The sequence below is a fragment of the Paenibacillus xanthanilyticus genome (assembly GCF_042682185.1).
GTDB lineage: Bacteria > Bacillota > Bacilli > Paenibacillales > Paenibacillaceae > Paenibacillus_Z > Paenibacillus_Z xanthanilyticus.
In genome coordinates this window covers 3,051,529-3,064,387 of sequence record NZ_JBHUHA010000001.1, presented here as the reverse complement: position 1 = coordinate 3,064,387, position 12,859 = coordinate 3,051,529, and the positions used below count along the sequence as shown (strand labels likewise).

The window sequence follows — 12,859 nt, the reverse complement described above, 5'->3', positions numbered from 1 at the left end:
GCCTCCTAAGCTGCGGCGCGAAGTCGCGGCTAGAATTGGGCCAAATGCCGGGCGTAACGGATCAGATTGCGGACGGACGGACGGATCTTCTGATCCGGCTGAAGCGGCGTGTTGTCGTTCTTGGACGGCTTGGAGTTCACCTCCAGCAGCCACACACGGCCGTTCGTATCGATCGCCAGATCGATGCCGAGCTCGCCGAAGTGGGCGGGGATGTGCGTATCGATGCCCTGCGCGATCTCGAGCGCGGCCCGTTGAAGCCGACCGGACGCGTCATGGCCTTGCGCGTTGCTCAGATTGGACTTGGCGACCGCCTCCTTGACCGTGCTGAGCGTGCCGCCCCGGGCCAGATTGGAGACGAAGTGATGGCTGCCCGCCGTACGGGCGACGATGGACGTCATCGACCATTTGCCTTGTTCGTTTTTTTGCACGAGCGCGCGGAAGTCGACGGGGCGACCCCCGATATCGATCAGATGCAGCCCTTGCTGGATTTGGTAGCGGACCGACTTCATTTTGCCGGAGATGGACGAGAATAACTTCAACAGGTTCGAATAATGCTGCTTGCGGGTGCCTCCCACGGTGGCATGATGGGCGACGAAATTCTCCTGATCCAGCCGCGTGATGCGGATGATGCCTTTGCCGAGACTGCCGCGAACGGGCTTGAGGAAAACGTTCGGATATTTGGAGCACATCGACTTGAGCATCGTGTAATTCCGCAGCACGTGCGACTCAGGCAAATATTTCACGAGCGCGCGGTCGCGACCCAATGCCTCGAACACTTCCGGCTTATCGAGAAACTTTTCATTAAAGACGGCGGTGCCGTGGCGCGATTTTACTTCTCGGAAAAAATGTTGTACGCTGGGTTTGTTCTCCAGCTTACGGGAGGTAAGGCGGTTGCTGATGACGTCGGCCGCAGGCACGACGATCTTGCGCCATCCGCCGGCGTAGACCCAGCCTTCCACATGTTGAGGGCTGGAACCGATTCCCTCCGGGGTAAAGAAATAGACATGCGCGCCGTAGACGGCGCTGGCGTCAACCAATTCTTTGCAGAACATCGTAATGGAACCAAACGGTTTCTCCGGCATGCTCGGATCGTCCCGACTGATCAGCACGCCGATCAAGGGGCCAAGGGCAAGCACGGCGCTTGCGCTGCGGTACTGCAGCCGAAGCTGACAGCCAGCCAGAATGCCCATGCGCCTGGCGAGGCTTTGGCTGATGCGCATGCCGTCGAATTTCTCGACCGCAACAACCTTAACGGGTTGGCGCATCGCGCCGAACTTGAGCGTGACCGGCTGGCCTTGCGGGATTTTCCACGGTTTCAAATAAGCATCGCCCAGCATGATCACGTCATCGGGCAGGATGCCCGGACTGGTCACTTGTACGGCGACTTTGGATTTCAGCATAGGAATCTCCTTCCACGCTGGGAATTAAGGGCGGGCAGCTAGCGGTCTTATGGGTGTTTATGCGAATTACTTCATCATATGAGGACAGATCACCCTTGGTGATTGGCGATAGGCAGGCGATTGCAGGGCGAATAAGCCTGATTTTAAAATGCGCCGAGCCGATAAAAGACGGCGTCAGCCGTTTCGCCTTATAAGAAGAGGGTCGGCATGAAGAGGAGGAGACGGACGATGAACGTATACGACAAGGCGTACGACTTGGCTAAAGCGTTGACGGACGGCGAGGAGGCGAAGGCGCTCAAGGCGGCTCAAGCCGCCGTGGACGCCGATCCCGAGGCGAAGCGGCTTATGGACGATTTTCGCGAGCGCCAAGCCCAGCTGCAGCAGCAGATTATGGCGGGAGAAGAGCCGTCGGAGGACGTGATGGCTGGCCTGAGCGAGCGATACGAGAGCATCGCGCGTCATCCGCTGATCGGCCGGCTGTTCGACGAGGAGCGCCGGTTCAGCGCGGTGTTCGATGACGTCAACCGCATTATTTCCGATGCGCTTCGTTCCGTGGCCGGTTAACCGGCGCGGCGGCAAGCCCAAGATAAGCAAGAAGAGCCCGCAGGCTCCGGTATGCTACCGGACTGCGGGCTCTTTGGGCTGCGCGTACGATACGGATTTGGGCTCGATAGCAAGAGGGCTTGCTCCAGCCAAGGCATCAGGAAAGCTCCGCGGACCGGCTTGTCTCCGAGGCGGAGTCCTGCTCGCGGCCGACGTCCTTGCCGCGTACCACGTTCGGAATGCGGATCGTAATGACGACGCCGCGCTCCTCGTCGGATTCGATCGCGACCGTCCCGCGATACTGGGCGGCCCGCTCGGCGACATTGCTGAGGCCAAGACCGGAGTGCTCGCCTTCCTTGGTCGTATAGCCGGGGGCGATCATTGCTTTCCGCTGCGCCTCGGTCAGGACGATGCCTTGGTTGGCGACGGAGATGATCAGCGTACCGCGTATGACGGACATTTCCAGCAGCACGAACCGCTCGCCGACAGGGAGGGATAGGACGGCGTCGAACGCATTGTCGATCAGATTGCCGATCATCCGCACGAGGTCGATGCTCGTCACGGCGCCGAACGCGGCCGGGGCATCCTCGATCCGGTAGTCGAAGGCGATCCGCTTCGCGTCGGCGATGGTGAGCTTCGCTTCGACGAGCGCGGCCAGCGCGGGCGAGGGATGATCGACGTGCGCGCGGTCCACGGTGCGGATTTCATCGGCGACGCCATGCATGTACTCGCGCAGCCGGTCCAGCTTGTTCATGGACAGCATCGTATGCATGACTTGGACGTGGTTGATAAAGTCATGGCGCTGGCCGCGCACGGTGGCGAACATTTGATTCAGCTCGTCGATGTACGTTTTCTGCGTCGATTGAATCGCTTCCTCACGCGTGCGGACGATCAGGCGGATCGTATGGATGAAGATGAAGCAGATCAGCACAAGAGAAAGATATATCGCAATTTCGAGTCCGGCATCTACGGACGTGTCGATAAACGTTTTAACAAGGAAAAAGTTGATGCAGCCAAGCTGAAAAACGGTGAGCACAACCAGATAGAAGGTCGGTTTGCCTCGCAGGCCGATCACGAAATGTGCAGCTTGCTTTAAGGGCGAGATCTGTTTGCGCTTCAGAAAAACAGCGAGCGAATAAATAGCTGCGTGCATGGGCGTACAGTATGGGATCTTGTAATAGAAAGGTCCGCTCATAAACGTTTCGTACGTGATGGTTTTGGACGCGATGAAAATGATGGATAGATCCGACATGATGGCTGACAGGAAAAAGAGAACAACAAAGAATAAACGCAGCTTTAACGTTTGTCTCCCGAACGTCAGCAGCACCGCGACAAATAGAGCGGTAACGGAATTTAGTAAATGCAGCGACGTCGGCAGAATATTGAACATCAGCTCCATGTAGATCGTCGGGGCGGCCGTTCTGATAATAAGGCGTCGCCACGTTAGCGGCTGTTGCAGACCGAGCATCGCATGGATAAACCAGAATAAGGCATACGTCTGCGGAAGCGTGATAAAGAAAAATTCCAGCACGGCATCGAGTTGAGCGTAAGTCATGAAAATAAACTCCCTTGCAGGAAATAAGCGAGCGATCCGTAGGTGCGTTCACTTTCTTGGATGATACGGGAGGAGCCGGGTAAGAACGGAATAAATTGGCCGAATGACCTCGATTGAATAGAGATCATTCGGCTATTCATTCGTATCCTGCGGTTATTTATGAACGTGCCGAGTGTTTCCCTTTTTCGGCCGCACGCGCAGCCTTGCGACCCTCTTTCGGTTGACTTTTGGCCACGTTCGGAATTCGGATCGTCACGACGACGCCGCGGCTCTCGTCGGATTCGACGGCGACCGTGCCGCGGTATTCGGCTGCGCGCTCGACCACGTTGCTCAAGCCGAGACCGGCGTGCTCGCCAGTCTTCGTGGTATAGCCGGGGGCCAGCATGGCTTCCATTTGCTCATCCCTCAGGACGGTGCCGTGGTTGGTCACCGAGATGATCAGCGCGCCGCGGAGCGTTGTCATCTCCAGCAGCACGTACCGCTCACCGATGGGCAGGGAGAGGACGGCATCGAAAGCATTGTCGATCAAGTTGCCGATCATTCGCACGAGGTCGATGCTCGTCACAGCGCCGAAGGTGGCCGGGGCATCGTCGATTCGGTAATCGAAGGCGATCCGTTTTGCGTCCGCAATGGCCAATTTGGCTTCGACCAGCGCGGCTAGCGCGGGCGAAGGATGATCCACGTGCGCGCGGTCCACGGTGCGGATTTCATCGGCGACGCCGTGCATGTATTCGCGCAGCCGCTCCATTTTGTTCATCGCGAGCAGCGAGTGCATCACCTGCACATGGTTAATGAAGTCATGCCGCTGGCCTCTGACGGTGGCGAACATTTGATTTAGCTCCGAGATATAGGTTTTTTGCGTAGACCGGGTGGCTTCCTCCCGCGTCTTGATAATCATGCGGATAGCCATAACCAAGACAAGCACAATGAGGATCAGAGAGACATAGAGCGCCACTTCGAACCCGTTGTCAAAGTCAGGATCGATATAGTATTTGAGTATAAAATAGGAGATGCAAACGACCTGCATCACGGACAATAACGTCAGGTAGAACGCCGGCCGCCCCTTCAGGCTCAGCAGAAACGCGACGAATCGTTTGACCGGCGGCGTATTTCTGCGCTGCAATCTGCGACCCGCATAGAGCAGCGCGCTGAACAGCACCCAGTACACCAGGTACAAGACAAGGGGCGCGGAATCCCAAATTTTGCTGTAATCGCCGCCGAATCTGGTGTATACAATCAAAAAACCGGTATCGAAGAGGATGCCTATGAGGTTGAGAATCGTCAGGAAGAGCAATTTCATCTTCACGGATTGCCTTCGAAAAACGAACCAAATTACCGTCAGGCTGGTCGCCATCGAGTTGATCAGGTGCAGCGATTTGGGGAGCACGGCGAAAAGCACGTCCACGTAGACGAGCGCGAAGAACCCGGTTAACATCAGCCGGCGCCGAAGGAGGGGCTGCCAGACCCCAAGCAGTACGGCAGTAAAATACATATAGACGACGAATTGCGGATAACTGATTATGAAAAACGCATAAACGCGATTAAGAACCTCGTCCAAATTTTGCATCGTGCAGTCGGCCCCTCTTATCTAGGCTGGATCGTGCAAAGCTTATGTATAACCCTGTTATACTCCTTACTTTATCGGCTTTCTGTTAAAATAGGAATCATTATTTGTCGTATTTTGAAAAAGGAGAAGAACCGATGGAAACAGGCGATCGCGGCAATGTCGCGCATACGAAGCACGAGCGCATCATTCAATATATAACCAAGCTGAAAATCGGCACGAGGCTGTCCGTGCGCACGATGGCGGAGGAGCTCGAAGTGAGCGAAGGAACGGCGTACAAAGCGATTAAGGAAGCGGAGACGCTCGGACTCGTCAGCACGAAGGAGCGGATCGGCACGGTGCGGATCAACCGCAAAAACCGCGGCACGGTCGACCGATTGACGTTCGCGGAAGTGGCGGACATCGTGGAAGGCGAGGTGGTGGGCGGAGCGTCGGGCCTCGAGAAGACGCTGCACAAATTCGTCATCGGCGCCATGGAGCTCGATGCCATGAGCCGCTATATCGACGCGGGCAGCCTGCTCATCGTCGGCAACCGGGACCGCGCGCACGGAATCGCGCTGGAGCATGGGGCGGGCGTGCTGATCACGGGCGGCTTCGGGACGAGCGAGGAGATGAAGCGGCTGGCGGACGAACGCGGGCTGCCCGTCATTTCGTCCAAATTCGATACGTATACGGTCGCCTCGATGATTAACCGCGCGATGTACGACCGGCTGATCAAGCAGAAAATCATGCTGGTCGAGGACATCGTCACGTACAGCCGTCCGATCGAGACGATGCGCACCAGCGAGACGAATCAGGATTTCCACGCGCTCGCTGCGCGGACCGGACGTTCGCGGTTCCCGGTGCTGGACGAACGCGGCCGCGTCGTCGGCATGATGACGATGAAGGATGCCGACGGCGCGCCGGTGACGCAGACCGTGGACAAGCTGATGACCCGCCACCCCATCACGGCGGCGCCGAACATTCCGATCGCGTCGGCGGCCCACACGATGGCGGCCGAGGGCATCGACCTGCTCCCGATCGTGGACAAGAACCGCAAGCTGCTCGCGACGCTGACGCGCTCCGAGGTGCTCGACGCGATGCGTTATGCCGGCAAGCAGCAGGAATCCGGCGATACGTTCGAGGATTTGATCGGCGCGGGATTCATGAAGGCCGAGGATGCGGGCGAAGGCTGGATTTTTCGGGGCAAAATCACGCCGCAGATGTCCGGCTCGCTCGGCGTCATCTCCGAAGGCGTGCTCGTGACGCTGATGGCGCAGGCGGCCCGCGGCCTGATCCGCGAGCTGGGCAAGCGCGACCACGGCCTCGACAGCTTCAGCACGTATTTCATCCGTCCCCTCCAGCTGGAGAGCGAAGTGTCGATCGTGCCGAAGCTGCTGGAGATGAGCCGCAAGAACGCGAAGCTGGAAGTCGAGCTGCTCGACGCTAGCGGCCTCGCGGCAAAGGCGATGCTGACGGCGCAGCTCATCGACCCGTTTTGATCCGGATTGCGCAAAAAAAGGGCAGCCGCGTAGGCTACCCTTTCATAGAGCGATAGATGCTGTGATTGCGCAATCCGGCGAACAGATTGAACAACCCGATGACGATCAGCAGCGTGCTGACGATCACTTTGACGGTCGACCCGCTGTACAAGAGCAGGAAGAACACCGACAGCAGCATGAGCATGACGCCCATGCAGACGTTCATCAGCGCGGCGTTCATGCCCCGGACGCGGGCATCCGACGAGCGGCGCGCTTTGAAGCTGAAGGTGACCGAACAGATGGACACCGCGATGATGGCAATAATCAGCACCCAGTGGAGGGCAATTTCCATGACGAAGGGACAGCTCCTTTGCATTACATATTGCCTACTATTGTACCATGAAACCCGTCGATTGGCTAAAGCTAGCAGCATCGACTTCAGCCTGGCGACGGCTTGAGGACGCTTGCTTTGAACCACACCTGCAGGACGTTGTCGGAGACGAGCATCGTCTTGATTTCGATCGTATAGGAATTGCCGTAGATGCCCGTGAATACCTTGTCGTCGAGCAGCAGACGGGCGATTTTGGAATTGCTGCCGATATCGTAGATGCTTGTCCCGAGAAGCGCGTTCAGATTCGCCCGGACGCGCTTCTTCAGCTCGGCTTTCGTCAGTTCGTCGAAGACGATCGGCTCGCCATCCGAGTCCCTTGTATCCTCCTGAATGGGCAGCACGCCCTTTATGACGGAGTGCTTGTTCTTGAACTGCTTCAGCTCCTTCAAATCCACCTCGTACTGCGAAAGCTGCTGTTCCATCTCCGAATTGGCGATCATGACCGCCTCGAAGTTCGCCGTGAAGACGGAGTGGTAGAAGATCGCGCCGACGATGGCGCCGACGACGAAGCTGGCGGCACCTTGGGTGAGCACCGCGTATCGTTCGAATTGGGGGACGCGCATTGGCTAAGCGGCCCCCTTGCAGAGCCAGCGGATCAGCTCGGTGCCCATATGTGCGCCGAGGAAGGCGCAGACGATGAAGGCGATTTGCTGCGCCACCGGAGACAGCTGGCCGTCGGAGAGATTGCTCTCGATGACCCGGATGGGGTCGATGGAGCCGCCGATCGCCGCGACGACCGCCCATATTTTCAGGTTCGCGGCCGTCTTGAGCATCATCGTTGACGGAGGCATGAACAAGAACGTCGCGCCGATGCCCGCCAGCATGGCGCCCCCGAACACGACGCCGAACGCCGTGAAGAAATCGATAAAGGCCAGCACGAGTACCGGATGGATATTGACCATGGCGCGCATTCGCCCCGCTTCGCTCGTAAATTATGGGGAGGCGTGTCCCCACTAGTTCCATTCTATGGCCGTCCGGGGCCGTAATATGTTAAACTAGTCGAAAAAGGACGCGAACACGTGTTTCGCGCCCGGGGAAGAAGGGGACGGCCATGAGCGCCGAAACGGAATTCGTGCATTTGCACGTTCATAGCGAATACAGCCTGCTGGACGGCGCGGCGCGCATCCGCGACCTGACCGCCCAGGCGGCGAAACTGGGCATGAAGGCGCTTGCGCTGACGGACCACGGCGTCATGTACGGGGCGATCGCATTCTATAAGGCATGCCGGGCGAACGGCATCAAGCCGATCATCGGCTGCGAGGTTTATTTGACGGCGGGATCACGGTTCGAGAAAGGCTCGCGCAAAGACAATCCGACCTACCACCTCATCCTGCTCGCCAAGAACGAGACGGGCTACAAGAATTTAATGAAGCTTTGCTCGATCGGCCAGCTGGAGGGGTTTCATTATAAACCGCGCATCGATCACGAGGTGCTGGCGCAGTATTCGGAAGGACTCGTCTGTCTGAGCGCCTGCCTGAAGGGCGAGGTTTCCTGGCATCTGCTGCACGACCGGGATGACGAGGCGCTGCGGGCGGCACTGCGGTACAAGGCGATTTTCGGCGAGGATTTCTATCTGGAGCTTCAAGACCATGGACTGCTCGACCAGAAGAAAGTCGTCCGGCGGATGATCGAGCTGTCGAAGGAGACCGGCATACCGCTTGCCGCCACGAACGACGTACACTATTTGCATCCGGACGATGCCGCCGTCCAAGACGTGCTCATCTGCATCGGGACGGGCAAGACGGTCGACGACGAGGACCGGATGCGCATGTTGACCGATCAGATGTATTTGAAGAGCGCGAACCAGATGGCAGAGCTGTTCCGCCAGGCGCCGGACGCGGTCGCGCGAACGGCGGAGATCGCGGCGAAGTGCAACCTGGAGCTCACGTTCGATCGGGCGCTGCTGCCTTCGTTCGGACCGCTGCCGCAAGGCATGACGAGCGCGTCCTACTTGGCGGTGCTGTGCGCCGAAGGGCTGGAAGCCCGGTATGCCGGCAAGCCCGAGTGGAACGAAGACAGAGAATTCAGGTCGGCTGCCGAGACGCGGCTGGCCTATGAGCTGTCCGTTATCGAGAAGATGGGCTTCAGCGATTACTTCCTAATCGTATGGGACTTCATCCGCTTCGCGCACGAGCAGGGCATCCGGACCGGACCGGGACGGGGCTCATCCGCGGGGAGTTTGGTTGCTTATACGCTGCGCATCACCGACGTCGATCCGATCAAATACAAGCTGCTTTTCGAGCGCTTCCTTAATCCGGAGCGGATCACGATGCCCGACATCGACATCGACTTCAACGACGAGCGCCGCGACGAGGTCATCGCTTACGTCTGCGCGAAGTACGGGGAGGAGCATGTCGCGCAGATCATCACCTTCGGTACGATGGCGGCGCGCGCCGCGGTGCGCGATGTCGGGCGGGCGATGAACGTGCCGTTCGCCGAGGTGGACCGCGCGGCGAAGCTCATCCCTGGACAGATTGGCATGACGCTGGCTGAGGCGCTGCGGGTCAGCAACGATCTGCGCGAGGCGTCGGAGCGCCAGCCGAAGACGAAGGCGCTGCTCGAGATGGCGTTGAAGGTGGAGGGCATGCCGCGGCATGCGTCGACCCACGCGGCCGGCGTCGTGATTTCGGGCAGTCCGCTTACCGACGTGGTGCCGCTGCAGGCGGGAACGGAGCGGACCGCGCTGACGCAATACTCGATGGAGCATCTGGAATCCGTTGGCTTGCTCAAGATGGATTTCCTCGGCCTGCGGACGTTATCGATATTGGAGAGGGCGCTCGGCTGGGTGAAGAAGCAGCATGGCATCACCGTCGATTTCCGCCATATCCCGGACAATGATCCGCCGACGTACGCCATGCTCGGCCGCGGCGACACGACCGGCATTTTTCAGCTGGAGTCGGCGGGCGTGCGGCGCGTGCTGAAGGAGATGAAGCCGTCGACGTTCGAGGATATCGTGTCGGTATTGGCACTGTACCGTCCGGGTCCGATGGAATTTATCCCGAAATACATCCAGGGCAAACACGGCGCCGTCGAGGTCGAATACCCGCATCCGTCGCTTGAGCCGATCTTGGCGGATACGTACGGCATCATCGTCTATCAGGAGCAGATTATGCAGATTGCCTCGACGATGGCAGGCTTCTCGCTCGGCGAAGCGGACTTGCTGCGGCGAGCCGTGTCGAAGAAGAAGCGCGAGGTGCTTGATGAACAGCGCGCTCATTTTGTCGAGGGCAGCCAGGGGCAAGGTTATGCGGAGGAAGACGCGAACAAGGTGTACGACATGATCGTGCGCTTCGCGGATTACGGCTTCCCGCGCGCTCACGCGGCCGCCTATGGCGTACTGGCGTTTCAGACGGCTTGGCTAAAGGCGAACCACCCGGTGCCGTTCATGGCATCGATGCTCGCGTCAGTGACGGGCAATCAGCACAAGGTAGCCGAATACGTGGACGAATGCCGTCGAATGGGCATCGCGGTGCTGCCGCCCGACGTCAACGAAAGCGGCGTCTCGTTCACGCCGGTTGGCGGAGCGATTCGCTTCGGGCTCGCCGCGATCAAGAACGTTGGCGCCCAGGCGATCGATTCAATCATGAAGGAGCGGGCGGAGCGTCCGTTCGACAGCCTGGTCGATTTGTGCCGGCGCGTCGATCTGCGCGTCGTCAACAAGCGCGTGCTGGAATCGCTCGTGCAGGCAGGGGCGTGCGATGCGCTGGGCGGCCACCGGGCGCAGCTGTTCGCGGCGCTGGACGAGACGGTGGAAGCCGCCGCGCGCTGGCGGAAGGACCGCGAGGAGCTGCAGATCGAGCTGTTCGGGTTCGACGAGGTGCAGAATTGGGACGTCCCCCTGCCCGAGGTGCAGCCGTTCACGACCGGGCAGCAGCTGGCGCTCGAGCGCGAACTGCTGGGTCTCTATCTATCCGGCCATCCGCTGGATGATTATGAACAGACGCTGGCGCCGCTCGGGCTGGACCGGCTCGTCGATTTGACGGAGGCGCCGGAAGGCGCGACCGCCCATATCGCGGGCATGGTCGTGTCCGTCAAGCCGTTCACGACCAAGAAGGGACAGTCGATGGCGTTCCTCGAGGTGGAAGATCGCATTCTGAAGGTCGAAGCGGTGGCGTTTCCATCGATCTGGCAGCGCCAGTCCGCGATGCTGCAGCCGGGCAGTCTCGTCGTGCTGCAGGCGGGCGTCCAGCATCAGGAGGAGGATTTCAAGCTGATCGTGGAAGAATCGGTGCCGCTTGCGCAAGCGTCGGCCTCGGGTCGACTGGCGGAAGATGTGAAGCGGCTCCAACAGCGCGCGCGGGCCGGCCGGAGAGGCGGCTTCGCCCGCGGCGGTGAAGCGCCGCGCGCTTCCTCTTCCGGGGGAACGGCGCCTGCGGGCGGCACCGCGCGCGACAGGGGGCCTTCATCGGCTGGAACACGCCCTCGGCAGGCAGCAGACGGACCGGGCCGCGATCAGGAACTGGCCCCCGTGCCGAAAGGGCCGAAGTCGTCGCCGTCCTCCGCCCGGGTGGAATCGGCCGGCCATTCGCTGCCGACCCGCGAGACGCAGTCGCCGAAGGCCGACGCCCCGGCCCGAGATAACACCTTGCGCCCCAAGCGCGAGCAGCGCGTCTATATCAAGATCCCGGCCGGGCGGGAAGAGCCCGGCGCGCTCGACCGGCTGAAGACACTGCTGGCCGCGAGCGCGGGTCCGCTGGAGACGGTGCTCTTCTATGAAGGACGCCAACAGACCGTCGCGCTCAGCGACGCATACCGCGTCAAGCCCTCGCAGCCGCTGCTGCGGGAGATCGAGGCGCTCTTCGGCCATGGTTCCGCCGTCGTAAAATAACGACGGCGGTTTTTTTCATGCACAACCTGGCGCCCCTCCGCATACATTTAGGAAACACGGAGCCGGCTGCCCAGGACGCTTGTCCCTATAGCCCGCCGGCTCCGGCAGTTCGGCGCTTGCGCGTGGTCCGGCGGCGTCGCCGACAGCATGCGGCGACGACCTGCCGATCGCGTACAAGCCGAAGCGGAGGGATGAACCAATGTCGACCGAAATGGTAAGATGGCTCGAAAGCCGCGGCGTGACGGTCGCCGACGTCGCAGATATCGTGTACTCGCTTCAACGCCCGTACAACGCCGATCTGACCTTGGCGGAATGCGAAAGCAGCGTGCTCGCCGTTCTGGGCAAGCGCGAGGTGCAGTATGTGCTGTTTACCGGAATCGCCCTAGACGAGCTGGCGGAGCGGAAGCTGCTCCCGGCGCCGCTGCAGGCGATCATGGAAGCGGATGAGTCCTTGTACGGCGTCGACGAGACGCTGGCGCTCGGTATCACCAACGTTTACGGCATGATCGGCTTGACCAGCTTCGGTTATCTTGATAAAGTGAAGCCCGGCATCATTCGGCGCTTGAACGAGAAAGGCAAGCATATTCACGTCTTCCTTGATGATCTGGTCGCAGGTCTCGCGGCGGCGGCATCGGCGCGAATCGCGCATCAGGATTCGAAGGCGAACCAATACGGCGTTCCGGAATAAGGCTTGCCGGCCCGAATGTCCGACACATTTCGTCCCCCATGAAAAGGCGCATATCCTCCACTGGCTGCAAGGAACCGGCGTGCATTGCGGGCAATTCCGCATTTATGATATCATTATGGCATCATATGCCCGGATACCGTGATGGAATATAGGCGCGGCATCGCGCCCGCGGCGGCTTTTGCAGCCAGTTTACCATGTTCAGGAGGTACCTTTCATGTGGACGGTTATCTATATCGCGCAAACACCGAAGATTGCGGAAACCATCAAAAACCGGCTGACTCAGGAAGGGTTTCTTGTGAAAATCCGCCCGATCAATGTGTCCAAGCAGCAGTTTGAGATATTGGTCCCATCCGGCGAGCTGGAAGAAGTGCAGGAAGTGCTCAACAGCATATTGAATTCGCAACGTTAGGTTTAAAACTACTGCGCCCCC

11 protein-coding genes are annotated in these 12,859 nt (G+C 59.5%); 5 read left to right on the top strand and 6 right to left on the bottom strand.

Going from position 1 to position 12,859, the window contains the following annotated elements:
* Positions 1–29: 29 nt before the first annotated feature.
* Positions 30–1,400 carry a YheC/YheD family endospore coat-associated protein gene (locus tag ACFSKT_RS12920; RefSeq protein WP_377721411.1) on the bottom strand — a complete coding sequence of 457 codons (1,371 nt, stop codon included), beginning with the start codon at positions 1,398–1,400 and terminating at the stop codon, positions 30–32.
* Between the two features lie 228 nt (positions 1,401–1,628).
* Between ACFSKT_RS12920 and ACFSKT_RS12915 the strand changes: the two genes are divergently transcribed.
* Complete coding sequence (locus tag ACFSKT_RS12915) at positions 1,629–1,964, top strand: YlbF family regulator (protein WP_377721410.1); 336 nt, start codon at positions 1,629–1,631, stop codon at positions 1,962–1,964.
* A gap of 136 nt (positions 1,965–2,100) precedes the next feature.
* On the opposite strand, the gene ACFSKT_RS12910 is transcribed toward ACFSKT_RS12915, so the two are convergent.
* Together ACFSKT_RS12910 and ACFSKT_RS12905 are read right to left on the bottom strand one after the other, a co-directional pair.
* On the bottom strand, positions 2,101–3,498 hold the full coding sequence (locus tag ACFSKT_RS12910; protein ID WP_377721409.1) for a sensor histidine kinase: 1,398 nt from the start codon (positions 3,496–3,498) through the stop codon (positions 2,101–2,103).
* Between the two features lie 157 nt (positions 3,499–3,655).
* Positions 3,656–5,065, bottom strand: a complete 1,410-nt coding sequence (locus ACFSKT_RS12905; protein ID WP_377721408.1) for a sensor histidine kinase — start codon at positions 5,063–5,065, stop codon at positions 3,656–3,658.
* 134 nt (positions 5,066–5,199) lie between these two features.
* On the opposite strand from ACFSKT_RS12905, the gene ACFSKT_RS12900 reads away from it, so the two are divergent.
* The gene (locus ACFSKT_RS12900; protein ID WP_377721407.1) at positions 5,200–6,543 is read left to right on the top strand and encodes a DRTGG domain-containing protein; all 1,344 of its coding nucleotides are present in this window, start codon (positions 5,200–5,202) and stop codon (positions 6,541–6,543) included.
* Between the two features lie 34 nt (positions 6,544–6,577).
* Here ACFSKT_RS12900 and ACFSKT_RS12895 read toward each other — a convergent pair whose 3' ends face one another.
* The 3 genes from ACFSKT_RS12895 to ACFSKT_RS12885 all read right to left on the bottom strand — a co-directional run bounded on the left by ACFSKT_RS12895 (position 6,578) and on the right by ACFSKT_RS12885 (position 7,815).
* Complete coding sequence (locus ACFSKT_RS12895; protein WP_377721406.1) at positions 6,578–6,874, bottom strand: YtpI family protein; 297 nt, start codon at positions 6,872–6,874, stop codon at positions 6,578–6,580.
* Between the two features lie 86 nt (positions 6,875–6,960).
* A complete protein-coding gene (locus ACFSKT_RS12890) occupies positions 6,961–7,476 on the bottom strand; it encodes a hypothetical protein (RefSeq protein ID WP_377721405.1) in 516 nt (171 codons plus the stop codon).
* 3 nt (positions 7,477–7,479) lie between these two features.
* A complete protein-coding gene (locus ACFSKT_RS12885; RefSeq protein ID WP_377721404.1) occupies positions 7,480–7,815 on the bottom strand; it encodes a YtrH family sporulation protein in 336 nt (111 codons plus the stop codon).
* Positions 7,816–7,964: 149 nt separating this feature from the next.
* On the opposite strand from ACFSKT_RS12885, the gene ACFSKT_RS12880 reads away from it, so the two are divergent.
* The 3 genes from ACFSKT_RS12880 (at position 7,965) to ACFSKT_RS12870 (ending at position 12,838) form a co-directional block, all read left to right on the top strand.
* Entirely contained in the window at positions 7,965–11,741 is a 3,777-nt protein-coding gene (locus ACFSKT_RS12880; RefSeq protein WP_377721403.1) for a DNA polymerase III subunit alpha, read from the top strand.
* A gap of 199 nt (positions 11,742–11,940) precedes the next feature.
* Complete coding sequence (locus ACFSKT_RS12875) at positions 11,941–12,429, top strand: phosphatidylglycerophosphatase A family protein (protein WP_377721402.1); 489 nt, start codon at positions 11,941–11,943, stop codon at positions 12,427–12,429.
* A 214-nt stretch (positions 12,430–12,643) separates the two neighbouring features.
* On the top strand, positions 12,644–12,838 hold the full coding sequence (locus ACFSKT_RS12870) for a glutamate decarboxylase (protein WP_148931832.1): 195 nt from the start codon (positions 12,644–12,646) through the stop codon (positions 12,836–12,838).
* The last annotated feature ends 21 nt before the right edge of the window (positions 12,839–12,859 follow it).

Coding starts and splice junctions, on each gene's coding strand:
- ACFSKT_RS12920 (WP_377721411.1), bottom strand. CDS start 1,400: ATGCTGAAATCCAAAGTCGCCGTACAAGTGACCAGTCCGGGCATCCTG.
- ACFSKT_RS12915 (WP_377721410.1), top strand. CDS start 1,629: ATGAACGTATACGACAAGGCGTACGACTTGGCTAAAGCGTTGACGGAC.
- ACFSKT_RS12910 (WP_377721409.1), bottom strand. CDS start 3,498: ATGACTTACGCTCAACTCGATGCCGTGCTGGAATTTTTCTTTATCACG.
- ACFSKT_RS12905 (WP_377721408.1), bottom strand. CDS start 5,065: ATGCAAAATTTGGACGAGGTTCTTAATCGCGTTTATGCGTTTTTCATA.
- ACFSKT_RS12900 (WP_377721407.1), top strand. CDS start 5,200: ATGGAAACAGGCGATCGCGGCAATGTCGCGCATACGAAGCACGAGCGC.
- ACFSKT_RS12895 (WP_377721406.1), bottom strand. CDS start 6,874: ATGGAAATTGCCCTCCACTGGGTGCTGATTATTGCCATCATCGCGGTG.
- ACFSKT_RS12890 (WP_377721405.1), bottom strand. CDS start 7,476: ATGCGCGTCCCCCAATTCGAACGATACGCGGTGCTCACCCAAGGTGCC.
- ACFSKT_RS12885 (WP_377721404.1), bottom strand. CDS start 7,815: ATGGTCAATATCCATCCGGTACTCGTGCTGGCCTTTATCGATTTCTTC.
- ACFSKT_RS12880 (WP_377721403.1), top strand. CDS start 7,965: ATGAGCGCCGAAACGGAATTCGTGCATTTGCACGTTCATAGCGAATAC.
- ACFSKT_RS12875 (WP_377721402.1), top strand. CDS start 11,941: ATGTCGACCGAAATGGTAAGATGGCTCGAAAGCCGCGGCGTGACGGTC.
- ACFSKT_RS12870 (WP_148931832.1), top strand. CDS start 12,644: ATGTGGACGGTTATCTATATCGCGCAAACACCGAAGATTGCGGAAACC.